The organism is Humitalea sp. 24SJ18S-53 (assembly GCF_050632385.1).
GTDB lineage: Bacteria > Pseudomonadota > Alphaproteobacteria > Acetobacterales > Acetobacteraceae > Humitalea.
The window spans coordinates 1,375,549-1,399,748 of the sequence record NZ_CP192599.1; the positions used below are offsets into that span (position 1 = coordinate 1,375,549).

General features: G+C 61.6%; 20 protein-coding genes and 1 pseudogene. 6 read left to right on the top strand and 15 right to left on the bottom strand.

Translation table 11 applies throughout. The features are described from left to right. Positions 1–44: 44 nt before the first annotated feature. A pseudogene (locus ACQW02_RS06730) lies at positions 45–449 on the bottom strand (recombinase family protein); the annotation flags it as partial. Continuing rightward, entirely contained in the window at positions 439–825 is a 387-nt protein-coding gene (locus ACQW02_RS06735) for a hypothetical protein (protein WP_431284496.1), read from the bottom strand. The pseudogene ACQW02_RS06730 and the gene ACQW02_RS06735, both read right to left, overlap by 11 nt. A 242-nt stretch (positions 826–1,067) precedes the next feature. Between ACQW02_RS06735 and ACQW02_RS06740 the strand changes: the two genes are divergently transcribed. From ACQW02_RS06740 to tnpC, 4 genes are read left to right on the top strand one after another with little or no spacing between them, the layout of a single operon-like run. Beyond that, the gene (locus tag ACQW02_RS06740; RefSeq protein ID WP_431284497.1) at positions 1,068–1,736 is read left to right on the top strand and encodes a hypothetical protein; all 669 of its coding nucleotides are present in this window, start codon (positions 1,068–1,070) and stop codon (positions 1,734–1,736) included. Between the two features lie 21 nt (positions 1,737–1,757). After that, entirely contained in the window at positions 1,758–2,132 is a 375-nt protein-coding gene (tnpA, locus tag ACQW02_RS06745) for an IS66-like element accessory protein TnpA (protein WP_431282953.1), read from the top strand. Beyond that, entirely contained in the window at positions 2,129–2,476 is a 348-nt protein-coding gene (gene tnpB, locus ACQW02_RS06750; protein ID WP_431282954.1) for an IS66 family insertion sequence element accessory protein TnpB, read from the top strand. The genes tnpA and tnpB overlap by 4 nt, the downstream gene beginning before the upstream one ends. A 60-nt stretch (positions 2,477–2,536) precedes the next feature. Next, positions 2,537–4,111, top strand: coding sequence for an IS66 family transposase (tnpC, locus tag ACQW02_RS06755; protein ID WP_431282955.1), 1,575 nt, complete (start codon positions 2,537–2,539; stop codon positions 4,109–4,111). Between the two features lie 522 nt (positions 4,112–4,633). Here the strand turns inward: tnpC and ACQW02_RS06760 are convergent. From ACQW02_RS06760 to ACQW02_RS06785, 6 genes are read right to left on the bottom strand one after another with little or no spacing between them, the layout of a single operon-like run. Beyond that, on the bottom strand, positions 4,634–6,055 hold the full coding sequence (locus ACQW02_RS06760; RefSeq protein ID WP_431284498.1) for a UvrD-helicase domain-containing protein: 1,422 nt from the start codon (positions 6,053–6,055) through the stop codon (positions 4,634–4,636). Next, complete coding sequence (locus ACQW02_RS06765; protein ID WP_431284499.1) at positions 6,045–7,769, bottom strand: ATP-dependent nuclease; 1,725 nt, start codon at positions 7,767–7,769, stop codon at positions 6,045–6,047. The genes ACQW02_RS06760 and ACQW02_RS06765 overlap by 11 nt, the downstream gene beginning before the upstream one ends. 12 nt (positions 7,770–7,781) lie before the next feature. Then, positions 7,782–10,853, bottom strand: coding sequence for a type I restriction endonuclease subunit R (locus ACQW02_RS06770; protein ID WP_431284500.1), 3,072 nt, complete (start codon positions 10,851–10,853; stop codon positions 7,782–7,784). Between the two features lie 9 nt (positions 10,854–10,862). After that, a complete protein-coding gene (locus tag ACQW02_RS06775; protein ID WP_431284501.1) occupies positions 10,863–11,450 on the bottom strand; it encodes a hypothetical protein in 588 nt (195 codons plus the stop codon). After that, the gene (locus ACQW02_RS06780) at positions 11,447–12,709 is read right to left on the bottom strand and encodes a restriction endonuclease subunit S (RefSeq protein WP_431284502.1); all 1,263 of its coding nucleotides are present in this window, start codon (positions 12,707–12,709) and stop codon (positions 11,447–11,449) included. The genes ACQW02_RS06775 and ACQW02_RS06780 overlap by 4 nt, the downstream gene beginning before the upstream one ends. Next, complete coding sequence (locus ACQW02_RS06785) at positions 12,706–14,913, bottom strand: type I restriction-modification system subunit M (RefSeq protein ID WP_431284503.1); 2,208 nt, start codon at positions 14,911–14,913, stop codon at positions 12,706–12,708. Before ACQW02_RS06785 ends, ACQW02_RS06780 begins: the two co-directional genes overlap by 4 nt. A gap of 576 nt (positions 14,914–15,489) precedes the next feature. Here ACQW02_RS06785 and ACQW02_RS06790 point away from each other — a divergent pair. Continuing rightward, positions 15,490–16,404, top strand: coding sequence for an ArdC family protein (locus ACQW02_RS06790; protein WP_431284504.1), 915 nt, complete (start codon positions 15,490–15,492; stop codon positions 16,402–16,404). A gap of 66 nt (positions 16,405–16,470) precedes the next feature. Here the strand turns inward: ACQW02_RS06790 and ACQW02_RS06795 are convergent, their stop codons facing one another. The 7 genes from ACQW02_RS06795 to ACQW02_RS06825 form a co-directional block, all read right to left on the bottom strand. Continuing rightward, positions 16,471–17,871 carry a type IV secretory system conjugative DNA transfer family protein gene (locus ACQW02_RS06795; protein ID WP_431284505.1) on the bottom strand — a complete coding sequence of 467 codons (1,401 nt, stop codon included), beginning with the start codon at positions 17,869–17,871 and terminating at the stop codon, positions 16,471–16,473. Then, a complete protein-coding gene (locus ACQW02_RS06800; protein ID WP_431284506.1) occupies positions 17,868–18,098 on the bottom strand; it encodes a hypothetical protein in 231 nt (76 codons plus the stop codon). The genes ACQW02_RS06795 and ACQW02_RS06800 overlap by 4 nt, the downstream gene beginning before the upstream one ends. Beyond that, the gene (locus ACQW02_RS06805; protein ID WP_431284507.1) at positions 18,095–18,595 is read right to left on the bottom strand and encodes a hypothetical protein; all 501 of its coding nucleotides are present in this window, start codon (positions 18,593–18,595) and stop codon (positions 18,095–18,097) included. The genes ACQW02_RS06800 and ACQW02_RS06805 overlap by 4 nt, the downstream gene beginning before the upstream one ends. Positions 18,596–18,624: 29 nt before the next feature. After that, entirely contained in the window at positions 18,625–19,899 is a 1,275-nt protein-coding gene (locus ACQW02_RS06810; RefSeq protein ID WP_431284508.1) for a relaxase/mobilization nuclease domain-containing protein, read from the bottom strand. Then, the gene (locus ACQW02_RS06815; RefSeq protein ID WP_431284509.1) at positions 19,896–20,324 is read right to left on the bottom strand and encodes a hypothetical protein; all 429 of its coding nucleotides are present in this window, start codon (positions 20,322–20,324) and stop codon (positions 19,896–19,898) included. Before ACQW02_RS06815 ends, ACQW02_RS06810 begins: the two co-directional genes overlap by 4 nt. Before the next feature lie 414 nt (positions 20,325–20,738). Beyond that, the gene (locus tag ACQW02_RS06820) at positions 20,739–21,359 is read right to left on the bottom strand and encodes a hypothetical protein (protein WP_431284510.1); all 621 of its coding nucleotides are present in this window, start codon (positions 21,357–21,359) and stop codon (positions 20,739–20,741) included. 121 nt (positions 21,360–21,480) lie between these two features. Then, a complete protein-coding gene (locus ACQW02_RS06825; RefSeq protein WP_431284511.1) occupies positions 21,481–22,854 on the bottom strand; it encodes a tetratricopeptide repeat protein in 1,374 nt (457 codons plus the stop codon). A 296-nt stretch (positions 22,855–23,150) separates the two neighbouring features. On the opposite strand from ACQW02_RS06825, the gene ACQW02_RS06830 reads away from it, so the two are divergent. Next, the gene (locus tag ACQW02_RS06830; RefSeq protein WP_431284512.1) at positions 23,151–24,185 is read left to right on the top strand and encodes an extracellular solute-binding protein; all 1,035 of its coding nucleotides are present in this window, start codon (positions 23,151–23,153) and stop codon (positions 24,183–24,185) included. The last annotated feature ends 15 nt before the right edge of the window (positions 24,186–24,200 follow it).

Genomic DNA, 24,200 nt, shown 5'->3' on the forward strand with positions numbered 1-24,200 from the left:
CGGGCGCGCATACGATTGGTTGTCTGCTCCGCGTTCTTCTGGCGCTGGTGCTGCGCAACGGATGCCATTAGGTTCTCGCGGAAGATGCTGTCCGCATCATCGCCGAACTCGAAGGACGGGCTTTCGATCTTACCGCCCGCCTCCCGGAGAAGATCGCGCAAGTCCCAATGGCCGCGAATGTCACGCGCGAAGCGATCAAGCGCGTCGATGATCGTGACGTACCCCTTCTTCCGGTTCTCTTTAAGAAATTTCAGAAGCGCGGACATGCCGGTACGGGAGACCGAGCCACCCGAGATATCATCCCGATAAACTTCAAGGACCTCATAGCCACGGAAGGACGCAAATTCGCGGCAGCGGGTTTCCTGGCTGCGCAAGCCATCGCCCTGCCTCACCTGTTTGGTGGACGAGACACGGCAGTAGATGACGGCCTTCTGTGGGTTAGTCTGCATGTGATCCGGTGCGCTCCTTTGAATCGCCTTCACCGCTCAGGCGGAACGCGTCCGCCAAGGTGCCAGTGCCCGTATGCGTTGAGTGACCCGAGCTTACCTCGGCTCCCGCATTGCGAGCACGCACCGGCGCGAGATTATCCCCAGCATTTCGGGCGAGCTGCGCGGCATCGTGGCCAAATGCACGATCAACGAACCCTTCCATGATGCGCCAGACTACGTTGAGAAGTTCGGTTTGCGCCTCCTCGCTCATGTCGAGGTGAGCCAGATAGTGGCGGTACCGCCCCGGATCGAAGGCCATGGCACGCGCTGCAAGCGCTGCGTCGCCAGGTGTTGCCTCCTTCGGCCCGTGAAGGCGGGCTTGATCGCTATTGTCCATGCCGCGCCTCCTTCCGTGCCGTTTTCCGCGTCAAAACACTCCGCCACAGCATATAGAACATTTCAAGAACAATCAAGGATTTCGTTCCTATGACTGCCTTCTCTATAGTTTTCGGTGATTGGAGGCGGTTATCAACACTGGACTACACTTGAGGCCCGAACATCGTCCTATCAAACTAGGCGCATCCGCTTCCCGTGTGCGGCCTAACGCGTTGCACTGAAATGATTTTTTGACGAGGTATCGTGGCTGAAAAGGACGAGTCGCAGACTGGCCCCAAAGGCTCCGCCACCGGTCGCGCCCACCGTCAGGCCCGGTATCTGGTCGGCCAGAAGCTATCCGACTACCAGATGGAAAAGCTCATACAGGCCTACGCGGAAAGCATCGTTGGCAAAAAGACGACAGCGAAGGACGCAGCGGAGCGTGTGGGTTACAGCAAAAATACAGCGGCCACGATTTTCCAGCTCCTTCGAAAGCGGCTCACAGAGATTAGGTACTTCCCCGCGCCGGAAGATTTCATGGAATTTCTTGCAGAGGCGGACAAGAATTTTCCATCGTATTTCTTCGATCCGACCATGACGCGGCTCGCGTCGAGACTGGCCCCTGGGATACGCGGGGTTCCCCCTGAATCACACCGGCACATGGTGGCTGAAGCTATTTTCTCAGCGCAGAATCCCGACCTGACGAGTGAGGCGTTGGTTTCGGCGATCAAGCTCGCGGTCAAGATCACGGGGCCGCTGAATCGTCCTCCACAGAACGTCGCTGTTTGGAACGAGCGGCGATACATCCTCGCTATGCAGGCTGCCATCGACAAGCTGAGGCGGATCAAGCGTACCCATCCGGCGAGGGCCGCCTACCGCGATTTGGCTGAGCCTGTCTTTTGCTCTTACGGGCGTTCTTTCGAGCGCCGTTAAGGGCGGAGGCTGGGTTTCGGGATGGAGATCATCACGGGCGTCGAGCGACGGCGCCGCTGGCGGGCTGAGGAGAAACTGCGGATCCTGGCCGAGTTGGACGAACCCGGTGCCATGTTCAACGAGGTGGCGCGTCGGAACGATGTCAGCCGTGGCTTGCTGTGGCAGTGGCGCGACGCGCGGCGGCGCGGCAGGCTTGCGGCAGATGTCGCGACCTTCGTCCCGCTGCGCGTGGTGCCGGAGTTGGCGGGACCGGCATCACCGACGACTTGCACCGATCCTGACAGAGAGCCGGACGAGCGCATCGAGATCATGCTTGCCGACGGCACCATGGTGCGCGTGACGGACCGGATCAGCACCATGGCCCTGCGTCGCATCCTGGCAGCACTGCGCGGATGATCCCGGTCCCTTCCGGCGTGCGGGTCTGGTTGGCGGTTGGCCACACCGACATGCGCCGCGGCATGAACGGCCTGGCGCTACAGGTGCAGCAGGCCCTTGGGCGCGATCCCCATGCCGGCGATCTCTACGTATTCCGGGGACGCCGCGGCGATCTGCTGAAAATCGTCTGGCATGACGGCCTCGGCATGTCGCTCTACGCCAAGAGGCTGGAACGCGGCCGGTTCATCTGGCCCTCGCCGGCGGACGGATCGGTCGCGATCTCGGGCGCGCAGCTGGCCTATATGCTCGACGGAATCGACTGGCGAAATCCGCAACGGACATGGCGGCCGGAAGTCGCAGGATAGATCAGCGCCGCGACGAATTCCGACTACCTGCCGCGGGCGGTCTGTGATTCCATCCTTGGCATGACGCCGACGCCGGACAGCCTGCCCGACGATCTCGAAGCCCTGCGCGCAGCGCTGGCGGCAGAGCAACTGGCCCGGCGCGAGGCCGAGGCACGTGCCTGCGGGGCCGAGACGATGGTGGCCCATCTCAAGCTGCTGATCGCCAGGCTCAGGCACGATAGGTTTGGCGCCTCCTCCGAGCGCGGCCGCAAGCTGCTCGACCAGTTGGAACTGGAACTCGACGAGGTGGTCACGGCCGCCAGCGAGCAGGCCACAAAGGCCGAGACCGCCCCCGGCCAGCGGTCCGGCCCACCCGGCCGCAAGCCCGTCCGTGCCCCGCTGCCGGCGCATCTGCCGCGCGAGCGGGTGGTGATCGCGGCCCCGTCGGCCTGTCCCTGCTGCGGCGGCAGGCTGGCCAAGCTCGGCGAGGATGTCACGGAGACGCTGGAGGTGGTGCCGCGCCAGTGGAAGGTGATCCAGACCGTGCGCGAGCGGTTCTCCTGCCGATCCTGCGAGAGCATCACCCAGCCGCCGGCGCCGTTCCACCCGATCGCTCGCGGTCGTGCCGGACCGAACCTGCTGGCGATGATCCTGGAGGCGAAATTCGGCCAGCACCTGCCGCTGAACCGCCAGAGCGAAAGCTATGGCCGCGAGGGGATCGAGCTCAGCGTATCGACGCTGGCCGACTGGGTCGGCACCTGCACCGCCATGCTGGCGCCCCTGGTGACGCTGATCGACGCCCACGTTCTGGCCGGGCCGCGATTGCATGGCGACGACACCACGGTGCCGCTGCTGGCCAAGGGCAGGACCGTCACGGCGCGGCTCTGGACTTATGTGCGTGACGACCGGCCCTTTGCCGGCCCGGCACCGCCGGCGGCGATGTTCCGCTATTCGTGCGACCGCACGGCCGAGCACCCGAACCGGCACCTGGCGGGCTACGCCGGGATCCTGCAGGCGGATGCCTATGCCGGGTTCAACGACCTCTACGTGCCGGGGCGCAGGCCGGGCCCGGTGACGGAGGCGGCCTGCTGGGCGCATGGCCGGCGCAAGCTGTTCAATCTGGCCGAGGTCGCCCGGGCGCCGCTGGCCGCCGAGGCGGTGCGACGGATCGACGCGATCTTTGACGCCGAGCGCGCCATCAATGGCCTGCCGGCCGACCAGCGCCTGGCCGAGCGCCAGAAGCATATCGCGCCGTTGGTCGCAGACCTCGAAGCCTGGATGCGTGAGACCCGCGCCAGGCTGTCGCGGCACAATGATCTGGCCAAGGCGATGGACTACATGCTGAAGCGCTGGGACGCGTTCACGCGCATCCTCGGCGATGGCCGGATTTGCCTGACCAACAACGCCGCCGAGCGCGCCCTGCGTGGCATCGCGCTCGGGCGGAAGTCGTGGCTGTTCGCCGGCTCCGATCGCGGCGGGGAGCGCGCCGCGGCGATGTACTCGCTCATCGTCACCGCCAAGCTCAACGATGTGGATCCGCGCGCCTGGCTGGCCGACGTGCTCGTCAGGATCGCCGACCACCCGGCCTCCCGGCTGGACGAATTGCTGCCCTGGAACTGGAAGGGCGACCAGGCCAAAGACGCCGCTGCCGCCTGACAGCCAGCCCGCCGTGGCCCTCGGCGGATGCTTACGATCAAGCCAGGGCGGGTTCCACTGGATCACGGTGGCCTCATTGAGCAGTATGAACGGCTCATCGGTGATGCAGAGCGTCGGCTGCGGGTGGCGTTGCGTCAAAGCCGGAAGGGCGGTGCCTGATTGTCGCGGTCCGGTTTCGGGTCAGCCTTCGGTAGATTGCAAGATGTGCGCGGTAATACCGCGCATCTTGGCAAGGGGGCCGCTGCGCGCCCCCGTTGCATCCCCCACGCCCAACGTCTGGCCGTTGGATCGCCAGTCAGTGAGCCTCCGTGCTCCCCGACACCCCATGGCCAGTGGGCGTGCCTGCCCCTTGGAACCCTGCCTCTCCCGAGGGGCCAAACCTTCGCGGTTTGGATGCCGCCACCCTTTCGCGGGTGGATCCACGACCAGCGGGAGACTTCGCTCTCCCCCGGACCCCATCGACCAGGAGGCGTGCCTGCCCCCTGCACCCCAGCCAGAGACCGCCACCCAGTCCCGCGGCTTTCATAGCGGCGGGCTCAATACAGGGGAGCGCGCGCACACGACGATCCGCTTCGAGCCGCGGGTCATTGCCACATACAGATTCCGCGCGTTCAGGTCGTCGCCGTTCAGGAGAACGGCGACCTCTGCTTCGAGACCCTTGAGCAACAACGTGCTCCCGACCGCGCGGCGCGGCAGCGGACGGCCCAGCAGGCGGTTCTGCTCTCGCATGTGCACCGCAGCCTCATGAAAGGTCTTTCCGCCCGAGCCCTCGCACAGATCAAGCGCCCGCAGGCAGGCTTGAAGGACCGCCGGGCGGTAGACCCTCACCCCTGCCGCCTTGTTGATTTCCACAAGGAGCGCTGCGACCCGCTTATGCGTGCGATCCCCGAGAAAGGCGAGCGCCGCCGTTTCCGTGGCCGACGCCTCCCGTCGTTCGGCGCCGCGGCTGATCGTGGCTGCCCGCCGGACCAGGTCCGCCGCACCTACGTTGGTCATCAGCTCTTCCGCAAAGCACGCGATCTTCGAAAGAGCGTCGCTGGCGTTGAGGTCGAGCCCGGCGGCGAAGGTAACAAGGTCGCGCAGATCAACCGCTTCCACGGTAACGGCACCTGGCGTTTGGCTGGCAAACCGGCGCTGGCTGGCGGGGTTCATGCTGTCCCCAATGATGAGGACAGACCCTGCGCCACCGGGGGCTGCGGCCCTGCAAGCGTCCAAACGTTTCGGATGGTCGGCGGTCGTACCGTCAAGTGGTACCCACGTGACGTGGTCCGGGAGCGTTCTCAGGTCCAAAGGTTGACGGGCCAGGAGCTTTGCGCGGGCATCCAGAAGCCATGCCCCGAGCGGCTCGGCACCGGCATTGATCCAGCGCCAGGGACGATCAAGAGACCCCGAGAGGGGGAAATGTGAGCAGACGTGATCATTCCAATTGGCGAGCTCGTCATCTCCAAAGCCGAAGATCGCCTGCATATCGTCGCCCATAACGCAGACGGGAAGCATCGCGGACGCGTAGTAGACGATGGCGTGCTGCCTGATCGAGCAGTCCTGGTATTCGTCAACCAGCAGACGTTCATAGCTCGCGGCAATCACATCGTCGATATGTCCGTTCTTCAGGAGATTAGCCGCAGCGACCCGAATGGCAGGGTAGCTGGGGCGGGCACCAGTCAGGATCGCCGGCTTATGCGCGGCGCGTTCGGGAAACGTCGTGATCAGCCGGATCGCCCAGCCGTCAATTGTTGAGAGCCTGTAGGAGGAGGCTTTCACCCCGGCTTTATCGAGCCGGGCACGAAGCGCGACCACACCCGCATTGGTGTGGGTCAGGATCAAGATCGGCTTCGGCCCAGTGTGGCGCGCCAGCGCCTCGGCGATGAGCTGCGTCTTCCCACATCCTGCCGGCGCGACGATCCGCCCGCGCGCGATGGTCAGAAGGTCGATGTCAGCGGCCACCATCCGCAATCCACTTGAATATGCTGTCGATGAGCTGACCGATAGCAGGGTCGGCCTGCGGTAACTCGGGTGCGATGATGTCCCGGGTCGCTTGCTCCATAAGCCCGACCGACTTGAACCACCCTTTCGACCCTTTCAGCCGCGCGGCCTTACCGAGGATGGCGCGGCTTGCCGGGGAGAGTGCTTCCGCGCACTCGGCCTTGATGGACACAAGGTTAATGGCATTCAGCGAGGCGGTTTTGATGTGCTCGTTGATGAGCGATTCTTCCTTCGCAGCGACCGCCACTTCCAGCAGCTTGGTTACCGTGGCTGACCCCACGGAGAGGAACACCTCGTCTTCGAGCGCGCGGCCCTCACGCCACCGGAACGCTGTTCCGCCGGCTGCGGTGAATTTGGCCTCCAATTCCGGCGTAGGATGCACGTCGCTGTCGCGCATCGTGGCGACGCGATAGCCGAGCGCCTGGAACGCGAGCGCCCGAGCGAAGAGTTCACTGCCTCCACCATCAACCAGGGCGCAGCCGCAAGCCGCGATCGGCGGATGACCTTGCGCCGCTCGGAACTGATCGATCCCTCGCATGAGGCCGACTTCGCTCGCGCCTTCGCACACGAACACCGTCGTTGCCAGAAGGGCATCGGGATACTTCCGGATCGTGCCCTGCACATCGCCGGCAGCTCCTACCGCGAGCGCATGGTGGAGATCCCTCTGCTGGCGCAAGACGAAGAGCTGGTCGGCCGCCAGTTCGCGGACGGCCACGGGCGAGTGCGTGGTCATGAACACCTGAAGCGGAGCCGGCTTGTCCTTCGCGCCGAGGGCTCCGAGCAGCATGATTATCCGGTGCGGCTCCAGCCCGTGTTCGAGCTCATCTATCAGGACGATCGAAGCGTTCGCCGCGGCCTGGCGCTGAAGTCCCGCAATCAGAAGCCGCGTCGAACCGAGTCCCAGCCCCCGCAAGGGGACACCGGCCTCATCATGAAGCGAGATCGTGCTTCCGCTAAAGGAGACCGAGGCTGCATCGAGCAGGGCTTTCACTTCGGCACCGACTGGAATGCCAAGGCTCTTCGCTGTTCTCGTGACGGTGGCCAGCGCTTCGGCAAGCTGCGCGTTGGCCTGCGCACCGAACGCAGCGCGGACATCGCGGGCAGCCTTCGCCAGTTCCTTCGAGGCATCGGCGCGCTCTTCAGACAGCCTGTTTAGAAGGGAGCCGCGTCGCCACGTGAGGTTGTTGTCGTTGATCGCGCCAAGGCGCGTCGGTGATAACTGCACGCGGTCCCCCCAATTCAGAGATCGCGATTGGCCTTGCGCGGCAGCGCGCTGCGACACCAGCGACCATTGCGGCTCAAGATCGCTGTCCACAAGCAGTTGAACGGTCAGAACGGTTTCGAGACCCGCTCCCGGCTCCGGCGAAATCTCTCCCGTCGCGGCGTTGAAGCCGCCTAGATATAGTCCGTACGTCTCCATGCTTTTCAGCCCGTCGGGCAGCGCACCGAGTGTCACACAAATACGAACGGGTTTCTCGATGTCTAAAGCTGCGAAATCGGCATCGGTCACTTGCAGGGAACGGCGTGCACCGATGCAATAGTCTATGGCGTCAAGCACGGTCGATTTGCCGCTATCACCCGGGCCGACTAGGCAGTTGATTCCTTCGCACGGCTGCCACTTCAGGGCTTTTACGCTGCGAAAGTTTTCGATCTCAATTAATCTAATGAGGGTCATCGGCTCGTTTACTTAGCTCGCCGTATCGCGCCGAAGACGTTCGTAGACGTCCTTCGCAAGATGATCCTGCGCGGCCTTTCGAAATGCTGGGTCGCTCATCACACGACTGAATATCTCGTCGTTACCCTCCATGCGCTGGATAAAAAGATCGTCCAGGATGCGCCCAAAATAGGCGGAGAAATTCGTCAAATTATTGGCCTGAGCGGCTTCTACAATCTTTTCGTCATGTTCTGCTGTTGCGCGCACCTGGTCGAAGAACAGCTGATCAGCCTCTGTAAACGACGTCCCAAAGCGCTCGTTCAAATTTCCGACTAGGGTGGACAATGCGACGTCCGTGTCTTTGCGCCCTGCCGTGCCAACGTCGGAGGGTCCTTTGAGGGGATCGGCCTCGCCTACACTCAGATCGATCGCGCCCTCATTGACCTGCTGTAGCCGGAAGTATTTCAGGGCGACATCGTCATCAAGCGTGAACTTTGTCCCATCGCCGGGCAGCGGCAGCTTCGCGGCAAGGTTGCGGATGAAGGCATAGGTCTGTTCGAGCCCTTCATCGTGGTACGGCATCACCTGCGAGAGAAAGGCATAGAGGCTCCGAAACGCGCCAATCTGGCCGCGAAACTCCTCCTGTGCCGGCTCTTCCATTCCTTTGAACCGCTCAACGCAGCGATCAAGAACCGCGTTCATCATCTTGTGGTCCTGCCCGCTATGGTCGCGCTTGCCTTTGAACCAGACTTCTGAGAATGCCCGCAAGTCGTCCGGAGTGAACACCGACGCCTGTAGCAGCTTGTGGCTCAGCCCGTTCAACTTGTGCGGATCGACGTGCTCACCGATCGGCGTCGCTTCGTAGTAGGGCTTGAAGGCTTTGTAGATATCGTCCTCTTCATTCTTGAAATCGAGCACGAACACGCGCGATTTTCCCGGCGCGGTCCGATTGAGGCGTGAGAGCGTCTGCACTGCCTGGACACCGGCAAGCCTCTTCACGACATACATCGTCTGAAGCAGCGGCTGATCAAATCCGGTCTGATACTTCTCTGCCACGATGAGAACGCGGTAGTCGTCGCCCGCGAAGCGCTCGGGAAGCTCACGCTCAGGCAGACCGTCATTCATGGCGACTTCGGTGTGGCTGGCGCCCGGCAGATCGTCATCCTCAACCGTGCCGGAGAAGGCCACCAGCGCGCGAATGCCTTGATAGCCCTTGTCCCGAATGTAGCGGTCGAAGGCCTTCTTATACTTCACCGCAGACAGGCGCGAGCCCGTGACCACCATCGCCTTGGCGCGCCCGCCGAGCTCATGCATCACCTTGAGCCGGAAGTGCTCGATAATGACGGTCACGACCTGCTCGATGTTGACCGGGTGCAGTTCCAGGAATTGTCCGAGCGCCTTCGCCGCCTTTTGCTTTGGCACCTCGGGGTCGGCCTCGATCTGCTTCACCAGGCCAAAGAAGCGTTTGTAGGTAACGTAGTTTTCCAGCACGTCGAGGATGAAGCCCTCCTCGATGGCCTGACGCATCGTGTACTCGTGGAAGGGCGACGCGCCGGTGGGGCCTGGCTCATCGAAGACGACTTTCGTCTTGTATTTCGGTGTCGCCGTGAAGGCGAAGAAGCTTAAGTTGGGCTGGCGCCCACGCTGCAACATCTCTTTGCGGATGCGCGCCTTCGCCTCCTCGGAAAGATCGTCATCCTCCTCCTCGCCAACCTGGCTGGCGATGGCGTCGGCGATCCCGTCCTTGTTAAGAATCCCTTTAAGCGCCGAGACCGTCTCTCCGGACTGAGAGCTATGCGCCTCGTCCACGATCACCGCGAAACGCTTATCGCGAGTCGCGATCGCGACACCCGTGCCCTTGGCCTCCAGGGTCCGAATGGCCTGGCTGATGAACGGAAATTTCTGGATCGTCGAGATGATAATCGGCGTGCCGTTGGCGAGCGCCTTGGCGAGCTGCTGCGTATCCTCCTCGATCTTCTCCACGACGCCCATCTTGTGTTCGAACTGGTAGATCGTGTTCTGAAGCTGCTGATCGAGGACGCGCCGGTCGGTGATGACGATCACCGAATGAAAGACCTTCTGGTCCCTCTCGTCATGCAGCGACGCAAGGCGATGCGCGAGCCAAGCGATGGTGTTGGATTTCCCTGACCCCGCCGAGTGCTGGACGAGATAATTGCGCCCCGATCCGTTTGCCCCTGCATGCGACACGAGCTTCCGAACAGCGTCCAGCTGGTGATAGCGCGGAAAGATCATCGCCTCCTTGCGGATCGTGCGCATGCCCGTTGAGGTCGGCACCGTCCGCTCGGTGACTTCGAGGTGCATGAAGCGCTGGAGGATGTCGAGCAAGCTATCGGCGCGCAGAACCTCGTCCCACAGGTAGTGGGTCTTCCAGTTGCCCTCGACCGGTGGGTTGCCCGCTCCATTGTTGTGACCGCGGTTAAAGGGCAGGAACGTCGTCTCAGCGCCCTTCAGCTGAGTTGTCATCCAGACTTCGTCGGGATCGACCGCAAAGTGAACGAGTGCGCACTCCTTGAAGCGAAAAAGGGGATCACGCCCGTCGCGATCTTTTTTGTATTGGGCGCAGGCATCCTCGGCGCGCTGGCCGGTGAGCGGATTTTTCAGTTCCGCCGTGACGACCGGTAAGCCGTTGACCGAAAGAACGACATCAAGAATGCAGCGGCGTTTTGAACCGTCCGGTTTCTTCAGAACGTCGGAAACGAATTCAACCTGGCGGGTGATGGTGAAGCGGTTGGCAGCGTAGCGCGCGGCAGCTTCCGGGTTCATGCCAGAGTTCGGGCGGAAGTAGGCCAGTCGTAGCTGCTTGCCGTAGCACTTGAAGCCGTGGCGCAGGACGCCAAGCGCGCCCTTCGTGGCCAATTCTTTGGTGAGGCTGTCTAGGATCGTCGCCTCTGTGCGATCCTTGAGCATCGCTTCGAGTTCCGCCCAGCGCGTTGGTTGGCTGGCGCGGATGAACGCGATCGCATCGGCGGGGAAGAGGGCCGTGGTAGCGTCGAAGGCCTTGGGGTCGCCCTTGTGATAGCCGCCCCCGGCAAGGAGGCCGACCTCGATGGCATTCTCAAAATCGCGTTCCGTATGTCCAGCCATTGCCCCCCCTTAAACTGTGTTGATGGAGCTGTTCTCCAACGTATCCAGCGTCAAGTCTTTTAAATGATCATAGTGATAATGCCGGATGGATGGGTCACGCGCTAGGTATTTGCCGGCAGCGTCAAGGTATGGCCCGGGGTTCTCATTCTCCGTAAATACAAACTTTCGGACACGAAGTGTTCGGTCATCACCAGTGTATTGAAAAATTACGCGCCGTAGGCTCGCGCACCAGCTCAAGCCCGCCTTGAGTTGATCAATGATGGATTGCGCCTCAAGGCTCTTGGTTTTGAATTCAAAAAGGTAGGCGTTGACAGTCTTGCTTTGGCATTGAAACACGACGAAGTCGCAGCGTTTTGACCACTGTTTTCCGTTATCGTCCAGGAAGTGAAAAAGCGCCTCTTTGTGCCCGTCGAGTTTAATCGCAAACGCCTTGCCCTTGAATGGCAGCACGACCGTTCTGGTCGCCTTCTTTGTTGATCCGTCCGGGAAGTATTTCTCTTTCAGCGCAATCGCGCCCGTTGAGCCGTCGTCGATGATGTAGGCCGGCGAAATGTAGGCCCGAAGGTGGTCGAAATAGCTTGCGGCCGCGAGGGTCATCGCAACCCCTCGATCTGGCCATTCACTGCGGCGGTGATAAGAGCGGTGCGATACTCAGAAAGCAGCTCGACGCTTTTCGTTACTCGCTGTTCGGCGGTTGATGCCGCAGCGAGAGCCCCATCCAACCATGCCGTGATCTCTTTCTGCTCTTCGATTGGTGGAACAGGCATCGCCATAAGACCCAAATGATACGGTCCGAAGTGCTGAATCGTGGAGCCAGCCTTGAGCTGGTCGATTTGAGCAACGAACTGTCGAGACACAACGAAATGTCTAATGAATGGCGAGGTGCTGACCATAGGCACTGGGTTAAGCCGTATGATCCCAGTGTAAGGAATGCATCCAACCGTTTCGCTACCGATTTCTGAGACAATGCCCGAAGTAGCGCTTGCGCTTATTAGTAGATCGCCCTCTCGGGTCGCAAAATGCGCCCACTTTTTACTAACTAGTTCCGGATCTAGATAGTTCACACCCTCAAGTGTTGCCCAGCGCTCGCCCACCGAGGCCACACGGAGGAGGGGTACACCCTCGTCGCGGAAGTCGGCAGCCATGATGCCTGGCCCTTCTTGGTAGAAGACGGCCCGCTTGAAGGGCTTAACTTGCCAATGCGCGGGAATCTCCCCGATCCATTCAATACCGCTGTTCTTCATCGGGACGGTGGAGTCGAGGCCTTTGGTTACGGCTTGCGAGAGTATCGCTTGGCGTCTCTCGGCAAGCTGTTGCAGCAAGACCTCCTTCTTTGCGATTAAGCCGTCGATCTGTGCTGTCTTGCCGTCGAGGAACGAGGCGATCTGCTTTTGAGTTTCAAGCGGCGGCGATGGCACGTGCAAATTCGCATACTTATCGGCGCTGAAGTTCTGGATCGTCGCTTGTATGAGGTTTGACTGGATTTCACTCCAGTAGGGAGCGCTCTGTAGATACCAGTAGAGGAACTTGGGTTCGTATCGTTCAGATGTTCTCGATCTGATAAGATATCCTGCGAAGCAAGCTGCTCCCCAAGATGCATCATAGATGAACGCTTTGCCTACCGTCGCCCCACTCCTCGCGAGTAGAATATCGCCTACTTCAAGTTCAAACCCTGAGGCTATTTCTGGCGGGAGCGATCGAAATGTTTCGTCCCTCAACCCGCCAGTAGAGGTAATATCAGTTATCCGAATGAAGCGCGGCCAATTAGGGTCATCGAATTCTGCAGCTGCGTTCGCTCCATATTTCAAGGGCAATTCCGAAGTAAACTTGAATCGGACGTCTGGCGCAGCAATCATTTCACCAGACCCTTCAATAGGCTGGCGATCTCGCCTTCTAGTGTGCTGACGTCCTTCTCAATATCTGCGAGCGGGCGCGGTGGCTTGTAGACGTAGAAGTGTCGATTGAGCGGGATTTCGTACCCGACCTTGGTTTTGGTATAATCCACCCAGGCATCTGGTACATGGGGTAGGACTTCCGCCTCGATGTAGGCATCGATCACAGGCGTCATCGCGTCGATCAGCTCACCGTTGGGCATATCAGGACCGAACGCCATAGGTAGCGGCAGGTTGGTCTTCTTCGGCAGCGGTATGTTTTCTGTGTCGCGCAGGTCGCCATCGGCTTCCGGATTTCCCTTGGAGTCGCGGCAAATTTCAGCCTTGGGATCGCGCTCGCCGAGCGCAGCGTAGATGGCTTTCTTGATGGGTGCGGGCAGCCTTGTCTTTGCGTGCTTCTTAGCTGCTTTGTCGAGATCGGCTTCAAACACCGCGCGATCCATGTAGCGGCCTTTACGAGTCAGGCTTCCGAGTAAAGTGCGGATCGCATCCTGCTCCTCACGACCAGCCCTCTCCTCTGCGGCAGCAGCATTGTCGTTCTTGCGTTTTTTGGAAACGGCGAGGTTCGAAAACGTGGATTGCTCATCTAGACGTGCAATGCGCTCTGGCGTTGCTTCGAAGTTCAAGCGGAGCGGGCGCTCGACGACCACCTTCAGGAAGCCGAATTCACGGTTGTCGAAAATGCGGGAGACAACGCGCTTCTCCCACTCGTTTTTCTTGTCATCGATGCAGACGTTCTCTTTTTCACCGTTCTGATAGTTACTGTAAATCTCTGTGAGGCGACAAATGTGAGTTTCCGACAGCTCGTTGCGTTTGTTGTTCAGGCTCTTCTTCATTTTTTTGAAGAAGCGCGTGCCGTCGATCAACTGGACCTTGCCTCGCCGATCAGCTGGCTTCCGGTTCGAGACCAACCAGATGTAGGTGAAGATACCTGTGTTGTAGAAGAGCTGGTCAGGCATGGCGACGATCGCATCCAGCCAGTCATTCTCGATGATCCAGCGCCGGATGTTCGAGGGGCCGGAACCTGCATCGCCGCTGAACAGGGGCGAGCCGTTAAAGATGATCGCGATCTTTGAGCCCTCCCCGCCGCTGTCGGGCGACGGATGCATCTTCGAGATCATGTGCTGGAGGAAGAGCAGAGAGCCATCATTGATGGCCGGAAGGCCCGCACCGAAGCGGCCGCCAAAGCCTAGCTCCTGGTGCTCCTTGGTGACAATCTTCTGCTGGTCCTTCCATTCGACGCCGAAGGGCGGGTTAGCGAGCATGTAGTGGAACTGCCTGCCCTGGAAACCATCGAACGTCTTGCCGTCGCCCAGCGTGTCGCCGAGCACGATGTGATCGGTCTCCTCGTCCTTGATCAGCATGTCCGCGCAGCAAATCGCCCAGGATTCGTCATTATACTCCTGGCCGTAGAGGCCAAGGTTCGCGGCCCTGTTGCCAGCGCGGATCGTCTCTTCAGAAACAGAGAGCATCCCGCCTGTACCGCAGGCGGGATCGTAAATCTCACGATAGACGCCCGGCTTATATACGTCTTCCTCGCCAGTGTAGACGAGATGCGTCATCAATCGGATGACCTCGCGCGGCGTGAAGTGATCGCCTGCCTCCTCATTGGCTTGTTCGTTGAAGCGCATCACCAAGTGCTCGAAGATGTAGCCCATCTCCAGGTTCGTGATGCGATCCGGGTGCAGGTCGATCTCCGACATCGCCTTAACAATGTTGAAGAGGCGATTGCTGGCATCGAGCTTCTCGATCTGCTCGCCAAACTTGAATTTCTCGAAAATACGCCGCGCCGTCTCTGAGTATCCGTTAATGTAAGCAACCAAATTTGGCGCGATGTTTTCGCTATCTCCAAGCAATTTCTGAAACGTATAAGAGCTTGTGTTGTAGAGTGGCTGTTTCCGCTTTGGATCGACAACCTTAGTCAACAGACGCGGCAGGGCATTTTCGGCAGTCTTGTTCGCGATTAGCCGCTTGTGTTCTATGAGCACCGCTTCCTTTGTAGGCTCAAGAACGCAATCGAAGCGCCGTAGCACGACCATTGGCAGCATCACAAGGCGATACTGTGGCGGCCGGTAGGGACCGCGCAGCCGGTTTGCAATCTCCCAGATTTTTCCGGCTATTTCTTTGTGTCGCTCGTTTAGCACACGCCCCCCGTTATCATTGCTCAAACAACCTCCGCGCGAACGGTGATCGACTCCGCGCCTCGCATACTAGCCAACCGGTTATCGATCGGCGAGACGACGCGTACCCTTTTCCGGCTGTGGCAGTCAGCCGACCGAAAACTGGCAAACCTCTCGCCAGAAGTTCTAAATAATACAAACTACAAGCTAGATCATCCGAATAATACTGGAAATATAATTAGAATAATGCTGCTAGTATATTAGAGAATAATTGGGATTTTGCAATTCGTTCAACAGGGGGCACGTCCCTGGTAGCCGGGCTCTCCTGAACGGAGCCGCCTCCGCCATCCGGCCTCGATCCCTCGCGCAAGACAGGACTGACAGCGCCGTATCGGCGCGGACGCTGCTTTCGTTTGTTTAGGGTCCTGCGGCCCCCCAGCGGTCAAGGCCAAGCCCTCCGCTAGTCGCTTCGGGCGATCCCGGCGGTATCCCCGACCTTCCTTCGCCTTCGGCTTCGTGCAGGACGGGTGATCCCCCTCCGCCGGGATCGGCCTTGACCGCATCCCCCCGCTCATTGGCGCGGGCCTAGTCGGGTTGCATGCGCAACCCACTAGGAGAAATGAAATGAAAACAGATATTTATGAGAGAGTGACGGCCCGAATCATCACTGACCTGGAGCAGGGCGAGCGGCCCTGGTTCAAGCCCTGGAATGCCGAGCACGCAGCGGGGCGGATCACCCGGCCCTTGCGGCACAATGGCCAGCCCTATCGGGGGATCAACGTGGTCATGCTTTGGTCCGCCGCCGTGGCGGCAGGCTATACCGCGCCCATCTGGATGACCTACCGCCAGGCGCAGGAATTGGGCGCGCAGGTGAGGAAGGGCGAGACCGGCAGCCTTGTGGTCTTCGCTTCCACCATCACCCGCACCGGCACGGATGAGAGCAGCGGGCAGGAGGTCGAAGAGGAAATCCCCTTCATAAAGGGATACACCGTCTTCAACGTGGAGCAGATCGACGGCCTGCCCGCGCACTTCTACACCCCGGCCGCGCCGCGCCTCGATCCCGTGCAGCGGATCGCCAAGGCCGAAGCGTTCTTCTCAGCCAGCGGAGCGAGCATCCGCCACGGCGGAAACATGGCATTCTACAGCGTCACGGAAGATCGCGTGCAGATGCCCCCGTTCGAGACCTTCAAGGACGCGGAGAGCTACTACGTGACCCTCGCGCATGAGGTGACACACTGGACGCGGCACCCTTCCAGGCTGGATCGGGATTTCGGGCGCAAGCGCTGGGGTGATGAAGGCTATGCGATGGAGGAGCTGGTTGCCGAGCTGGGCGCGGCGTTCCTGTCCGTAGATCTCGACCTGACCCCGGAACCGCGGGCAGATCACGCGGCCTATATCGCGCATTGGCTGAAAGTGCTGAAGGCCGACAAGCGCGCCATCTTCTCAGCCGCCGCCTATGCCCAGCGCGCGGCGGATTACCTCAGCCGACTTCAGGTGCAGAACCAAGCGGAACCGATGCGCGAGGCGCGGGCGGCGTAAGCCGCCCATGGCCATCGTGCAAAAATTCGCCGGCCCGATGAACCTCTGATTTGATTGCCGCCGCGATCACCGGAGCACCCTCTCCGCGTTCAATAGCCATTCGAATTTGTCCGGCTTGTTCCGCACATCACGCAGATACCCCGCCATCCCTGGCCGCTCCCAGAAGTTCGGCATCTCCACCGTGAAGAACCCATGGTCGCGGGAGTCCAGCAGCCCAAGCTCCCCGCCGGTCGCCTCGCGGATATCCTCCACCTGAAGCACAGGCCGCGCCTGTTCGACCAGGTTGTCACCTGATCCCGCCACCTGACTGGCCGAGACGTTGAAGCCGCGCACCATCACCGAAGTCTTGCCCGAACGATGCTCGATCTCGCGCAGCGTATCGGTGTCGGGCAGTCCCCGATAAAGCGTGTGTGCGACCGCCTTCCTCCAGATGCGCGCAGTCTCCTTTCCATACCTGGTCTCGATCTGCGCCGCCGCGTTCTGAAAGACCCCAAGGAAGTTGATCCCGCCCTGGCGGTAGAGGGTCAGGATTTCATAGAAGTTGGAGACGTAGAGCTGCCCCCACTCTTCCCCGACGACGAGCGCGCGCAATGGCCCATGCGCATCCGCAAAGCGTTCAACGACCGCCGCCATCATCGCGCCGACAAAGGTTCGGCTGGTATCGCTCCGCGCGTTGCCGATGATGAAGAGCGCGGTGCGCTCATGCTTCATATCGGCAGGGTCGAAGGAATTGGAATCCGTCGCCGCTCGCCCCGCCGTCCCCGGCTGAAAGCCTTGCAACCGCTCGATGATGACCGAGGAATACGCGTTCCACTGGTCTCGCGATTCCGTCAGGCTCGCAATCTGGCGGCACATGCCGGAATCATCCTGCATCCGGGAGTCCGACGCCCAGACGAGCAGATCATCCGCGATCTCTTCGCGCCCGCGCCCGAAGAAGTCCCATAGACCACCTGGCGCGCAAGCCCACCGCTCAGACGGATAAAGCGCCGCGATCTTATTGTAGAGGGCGAAGGCTGTGCGCACTCCCTGACCGATCCAACGGTGCCGCGCATCCGGATCAATCGGCACCAGATAGCTTGCGGCATCATAAGCGGCCTCGCCGACGATGGATCGCAGCGCGGGTTGCGCCGCGACTTCCAGGAGCCGCGTGTTGAAGTTGAACGTCTCGGTCGGATAGCCATAGAGGCGGCCCGGATTGATGAAGCGCACCCTGTAGCCTTGCCGCTCTAACGTCTTCCATGACACCCAGGCAAGCTCTGCGTCCTTGGGGTCCGTGATGATCTTGGTCAGGTGCGCCGTGCGGGGCGAGACCAGATTGACGCCGAGGAACCGCGTCAGCTTCCCTTTGCCCGCCTGCGCGTCAATCGCAACGGGTTCGGTGCCGTCATAGACAAGCGCGCGGCCTTCCGCGAAGCCCAGCTCAATCCCGCGCCTCACGGCGGAGCGCGGCGCGATGATCTCATTCATAGCAGCCCCGAGCGTTCGAGATTCTCCCAATCGTTCAGGCGCGCATTGCCGAGCGCTCCTGACGGGTTCGCGTTCAGCATGGCGCGAAGCTGCGCTGCCGCTTGCGCTTCGGCGCGCATGCGCGCGATCCGGGCTTGCGCCGCATCCTCCCACGCCAGACGCTGCTGCGCGTGGGATTCAAACATCCAGAAGAACTGATAAAGCTCGACAATCTTCCGGACGCTCATCGTCCCGGCCCCTCATCGTCCCAGTCAGCAAATTCAAACGGCGGGCGATCCAGGCGCGCTTGCTGTTGAGATTGGGCGCGGGTCTCGATCTGCGGCGGAAGGACTTCCACCTGCTGGGCCTTCTCCGCGTCGAGTACCTGCTGAATCAGAATTTCGATGCCGAGCGATCCAGCGATATAGCCGCCCATAATCAGGTAGGGCAGCGCATCGCCGCGAACATACACCCCGAGCACAATCTCGCAGAAGATCGCAAAGGCCGGTAGGAGAAACGCCCCCGCCAGTCCGCGACGAACAAAGCTTCTGGCATCAACAGGCTCAACCCAAACTTCATTCCGAATGACGATGGGCTTGTTCCAAGCGAAGAGGCAAACAATCGTCATCACAAAACAAATGAACGCCGCCGCCATGAAGAGGACCGCCGCGACCGTGATGATAACAGCCATGACGACAGCGATAGCGAAGATCGCCGCGCTGTTCTCATTGTTTTGTTGGTTCATGTAGCATTAACTCCTTCGGTTTTTGGTTGCTATCTCCGGAGCGATAGGCCGAGATCGACGCCGCGCGATTGCGACGCCTCGCGGCCTTCACCGTTCGAGAACTTCAGGAAGCGGCCCACATCGCTCCGCAGATCGCGCAGCTGGGCGGCTTGCTCTTTGCGGAGGTCTTTGAACTCAGCTTGGAGAGCGGCGCGCTCTTCGCGCTGCTGATCGATCAGCTTTTGCCGCTGCGCTTCCTGCCGCTCGCGCAGGCGTTCCGCCTCGCGTTCGGATTGCGCGCGGACTTCCTGATACTTGCCCGTGATGCGGTGCCAGATGCCGAGCAGCCCCTTCGGCAGCCGCGCCGCCCGCTCCCGCGACGCCGCCAGCCAATCCTTATCGAGTTGACCATCAAGCTCCGCGCGCGCCTTACGGTGGCCGCGCGTCATCTCTTCCTTCACCGCCCCGAGTGTCGCGGACCGTTTGGCGAAGCGCTCCCGGCTTTCATCGATATGGCGGCGGATCGCGGGGCGCATGCGCTTCGCGATGGCCTCGCTCGTCTCGGCAACCGATTTTAGACCATCGCCATCGCCCAGGCGGGCGCGGACCTCTTTGGTCTTCAGGTCCAGGACGCGCGGGAGCGACTGCACCTCGCCCATATGATCGAGGACGACGAAGCCGCGCTTATCGCCCTTTGCCAGGAAGAAGCCGCGCGCCTGAAGGCTGCGCTCGAAGGATTGCCGGTTGTCAGATTGCTTCCAGCACGCCTGGACGGCTTCCTTGGTCCAGCGCGGGTCCATCCCCTGCCGCTTCGCCTGCTGCCACTCGGCCAGTGTGAAATTCGTCGGGTTGCGGTCCCCCTTGGCCGCGATCCCGTTTGGCATCTGCCAACCGTGATCGAGGTAGAGGCCGCGCGAGACCTCCATCAGCTTGTTCTTAAAGAAGGAGACGGGCCGCGCTGTCATGGTCTGCGCGTCGATGCGCGACCACACGCAATGCGCATGGCGACGGCCTTCCTTCTCATGGAAGATGATGGCGCGGGGCTGGTTATCGAGGCCGAGCCGCGTCTCGATCCGGTCAATCGCCGCTTCAAAATCGGCGACCGATACGCGCGCCGCTTCCGGCGGGCTTAAAGATAGAGAGAAGAGATACTGGCGGCACTTCGTGCCGCGACTGATCGCTTCCGCCTCCTTGAAGGCTCCGCTCAGATTGTCCGCGACGAAGCCGCGCAGCTCATGGACGCGGACATGCTCATTATCATCGGTGCGCAGGAGGTGGGCGGCCAGGTCCGCCCCGCCGCTGCGCTGGGAGCCTTTGAGGATCATTCGCTGCCCCCTTCGGCCTTGAGACCGAGCGCGGCGACCAGCAGGCAGCGAATGGACCGGATATCGGCCAGGGCCGCCGAAAGTTCGGTCTCAAGTTCCAGAGTGACGGGCAGCGCGCCGATATTCGCGAGCCTTGCGAGCTGATTGACATTGCTGGACAGGCGCGAGGCCCCAAGCAGCGCGAGGGCCTGGGCCAGCGCTTGCCGGTCTTCGACGGCAAGACCACTGCGGCGCAGCCGCACAGGCAGGGCCGAACCTAGAACCTTCGCCTTGATGTAAGAGCCAAGCGGCGCACCCTTGGCCTCATCGGTCAGGCGGGCGCGTTCAGCCTCTGACAGGCGCAGGCTGAACGGCGGGAGGCGCGGCTTCGGGACGGTGACTGGACCACCGTTGGACGCCGCGTGGAAGGTTTGAGGGAGAGACATGGCCGCCCCCCGTCACAACGAGGGAGGGTTTGGCCTGGCTAACGACGTATCGCGGAGCACTTGCTCCCATTCGGCCAATTCGGCGAATATCCGGTTCGACTCGTCGCCGGATAGGCGCGCCATTTTGTGTTCGACGCCTGGGACATCCCCGAACGCGCTGAACGGCGAGGAAAAATCCGGTATTCTGCAGGCCTCCGTAAAGGCGAGGCGAGGGACTTATAAACAATCCGAACCTCGGTCCGGCGGCTGGTGACGCCGGCGACCCATGGAATTGCGAAAAAGCACGCTGCGTTCTTGGCGTGACATCGAAATCGCAGTTGGTCGCCCGCCCAGCGCGATTTCTATCGCCGTTTTCCAATGAACTGGAGCGAGCCCGAGCGCCTTTCATTCGTGGCCAGTGGCAGGTACTGGCTGCTATCGCGGCGGAGCGGTGATGTTGCGTTCACGCATCTCCCGCTGCAAGCGCGACACGTCGGACGGTGTGGCGACGATGCGTAATCTCACCACCCAAGCTTGGTTGCCGGCACGATCCAGATAGGATCTGGCAGTCGCTACAAGGTCGTCGGCGTTCCTGAAGTTCCATGTATCGCCGCGCAGTTCGATCGGTCCGCCTGGCCGCGGTACCATATTGAGAGCATTGCTTGCGTTCATGAACGTGCTGAAAGAGATGTGACCGTTCGAAACCTGGATGCCGGCGTAATGATATACGCTTCTCGACACGTTCTGGCTCGTTCCTGGCCTAACCTGCGCCTGAGCGAGATAAAGGTTCGGACCCGGGAACGGGGCGACGATGAGCAAGTCCAACAACATGGTCGGCCGGTCACCGCCATCCCAATCCACCTGATAGATACCGTTTCGGCGCTGCACTGTCATGATTGTCGTCAATTTGCCCCGCTCTACGGATAAACTGCCGTCCTCCTGCACGGCCACAAGCTGAAAACGCTCGGGCAGGCCTGTGATCGGAACCGCGGAGCCCTGTGAGAAAGCGGGGCTTCCCGATTCGAAGCAACCCGTCAAAAGGAGAAGAAAGAGCATAGACAACAGTTCGCGGCGACCGCCCCTCATAGGTGAGCCTCCAGCGGCTGCATTTCTTTTGTTGCACAATAAGGATGTGGTTTTGTCATGAAATACAAGGGCAAGGGCCGCGATCTGCGTTTTATTGGACGCATGAAAATTGATTGCCTTCTCGCCTTGGGGTCAGGGGGAAGTAACAGGATGCGATCCACACGTGGGATTGCGAGATCGCGATACGAAGGATCGAGCTGTTCTCGTCCGCGCCGAAACGGCTGTCGATATAGGCCTGGGCGGGGACTTGCCTGACGGTGCACGTTTCCCGATTGCGTCCATCAAAGAGGCTGAAAATCTCGCCTGCAAGGAAGCGGCTGCAGACCTGTGTATTCAATCGGTGGCTGCAGCGGTTGAAATACTCATGGAAGTTTCGGTCGTAGGCAGAGGTCCGCGTCTCGACACACCCTACCGCGCTTCCGCTCGGCATCTGGCGCAGTGCGGTGGCGAAAGGACGAACCTGTTGCTCGTACAGCCGGCGCGCCTCCGTATGGTTCTGCGCGACCGCGAGTTGCAGATGGCGTTCGGCGGTCAGGGCGTCCTTGGCCACGCCTTCGGCATGGAAATACATGTATCCAGCAAGATACTGGCCATCTCGCTCGCCGCCCTGGGATGCGCGCAACGCCCAAGCGAGGGCATCTGGATGGCTTTGCCGCAACCCCCCGCGTCCTTGGTAGAAGTAGAAGGCAAGGGCGGACTGCGCGCCGGGTAGGCCCAGGTTCGCGGCACGCTGGTAGTGCTGCGCTGCCTCGACATATTGGCGCAATTGGTTGTGGGCCATCCCCAGCCCGTAGGCGCCTTCACGCTCCCCAGCGGCATCTGCCTGCGCGTAAGCGGCGATAGCGCGACGGGGGTTGCCTGACCGCAGGAAGAAATCTCCGATGTATGCGTAGGCCCCGGCCGCACCGCCCGCCCCAGCACGCTCCATCAGGGCGACGCCGCGTTCTTGCCGTGCTGCATTGCCTGCTTGCCGAAGCTCTATCGACGCCGCGAGCCACAAGGCCGAGGGCACACTTCGATCAATCGCGGGCTCCAGAAGCCGTAGGGCCAGATCGGGATTCAACGGCACGCCGCGCCCGTCTGCGTGAATATTGGCGAGCAGGACCGCTGCCATCGCCCATTGCCGATCATATGCGATCTGCGCGTGCCGGAACGCGAGTGCCTTGTCCGCATCTGTTGGTGTCCCGGCCGTCAGCGCTCTGCCATAGCGATAGTGAAGCTCTGGACGGTCGAGCTTCTCGACGGCGGTTCGGCACGCCGTGCGGGCCTCCGCCACGCTGATGTTGCTGATCGGGACGCCGCCCGTTGCAAGGCGTTCGTCCGGGTGCGCCGCCAGTCGCGTGCACTCCGCGGCCCAGGCCGTCGGTGATTTATGGGTGACCGCAAGGATGGCGGCGATGAGGGCCAGAACACCGGCAAGGACTGCGATGTCGCGACGCGACACGGATCGGGGGGGCGCGTTCATTGGAGCATGCGAAGGTGCTTTTCCTTCGTTCGCGGTAACGGACTAGAAATGATCGCTGTAGGACCCCGGCACTGTCGAGGCTCCGATTGGGCCTGGTGGGCCATTCTCGCATGATCGTGTTGGCCGGTTGCGGCGTCATGCGGCAATGACAGCCCCTTGCGCGCAAATCACCTAACTGCCCCGGCCCGCGTTCCATGGCGGGCAATGCCGTCCCACTGGCTGCGATTCCCGCCTTAGGTTTGATTGCCCGGCCGCGGCCCGCGTGCGAGCGTCCGGCATTCTTCTGGGGAACCGACATGCGCCCTCTGCTCACCTGCCTTGCCGCCCTGGCGATCGCGACGCCCGCGATCGCCCAGGGGCCCGCAACGCCCGCCCCGGTCACGCTCCTGGCCTATTCCGGGATCTTCCGGGACAATTATTCCGAGGTCGTGACGGCCCCCTTCGGCCCGGTGCAATATGCCGAGGCGGTCACCAGCGCGCAGATGCTGGGCACCCTGCGCGCCCAGCGGGCCGATCCGCAGGTCGATGTCGTGATCATGGATGTGACCGTGGCGGCCCAAGCCTGCGCCGAGGGCCTGGTCGAACCGTTGAACGCCGCCGACTTCCCGGTCTTCGCCGAACTGGATCCGATGGCGCGCAGCGCCGGCGGCGCCTGCGGCCCGGGGGTCCTGTATGACCACCTGGTCATGGTCTACGACACGCGCTCGATCAGCCCCGCGCCGGCGGGCCTTGCCGCCATGTGGGACCCGGCGCAGCGCGGCCGGGTCGCGCTGGCAGCACCCCCGAACATCCAGGGCCTGGCCCTGACCGCGATCCTGGCCCATTCGCTGTCGGGCGACTGGCGCAACATCAATCCCGCCATCGCGCGGCTGCGCGAACTGGCGCCCGCGGTGCAGACCTTCAATCCCAACCCTGATGGCTATACCTTGATCCTGAACGACCAGGTGCGCCTGGCCACGGGCTGGAACGCGCGGGCGCAATTGTATGCCGACCAGTCGCAGGGCCGCATCGGCGTGGTGCTGCCGGCCGAGGGCACGGTGTTCCAGGTCAACACCATCAACATCGTCGCCAATGCCAAGAACCGCGCCGGGGCGGCGCGTTTCGTGACGCATGCGCTGTCGGCCGGCCCGCAGGCCGCCTTCACCGAACGCATGTACTACGGCCCGACCAATGCGAACGCGCAGGTCGCCCCGGCGGCGCTGGCGCGCACGGCCCTGGCGCCGGAGTCCCGTGCCCGTGTTATCCCGCTCGACTGGGCGCAGATGATCCCGCTGCGGGAGGCCTGGAACCAGCGCTGGCGGCGTGAGGTCGTTGCGGCGTCGAGCCGCTGAGCCCCGTGTCGGAGA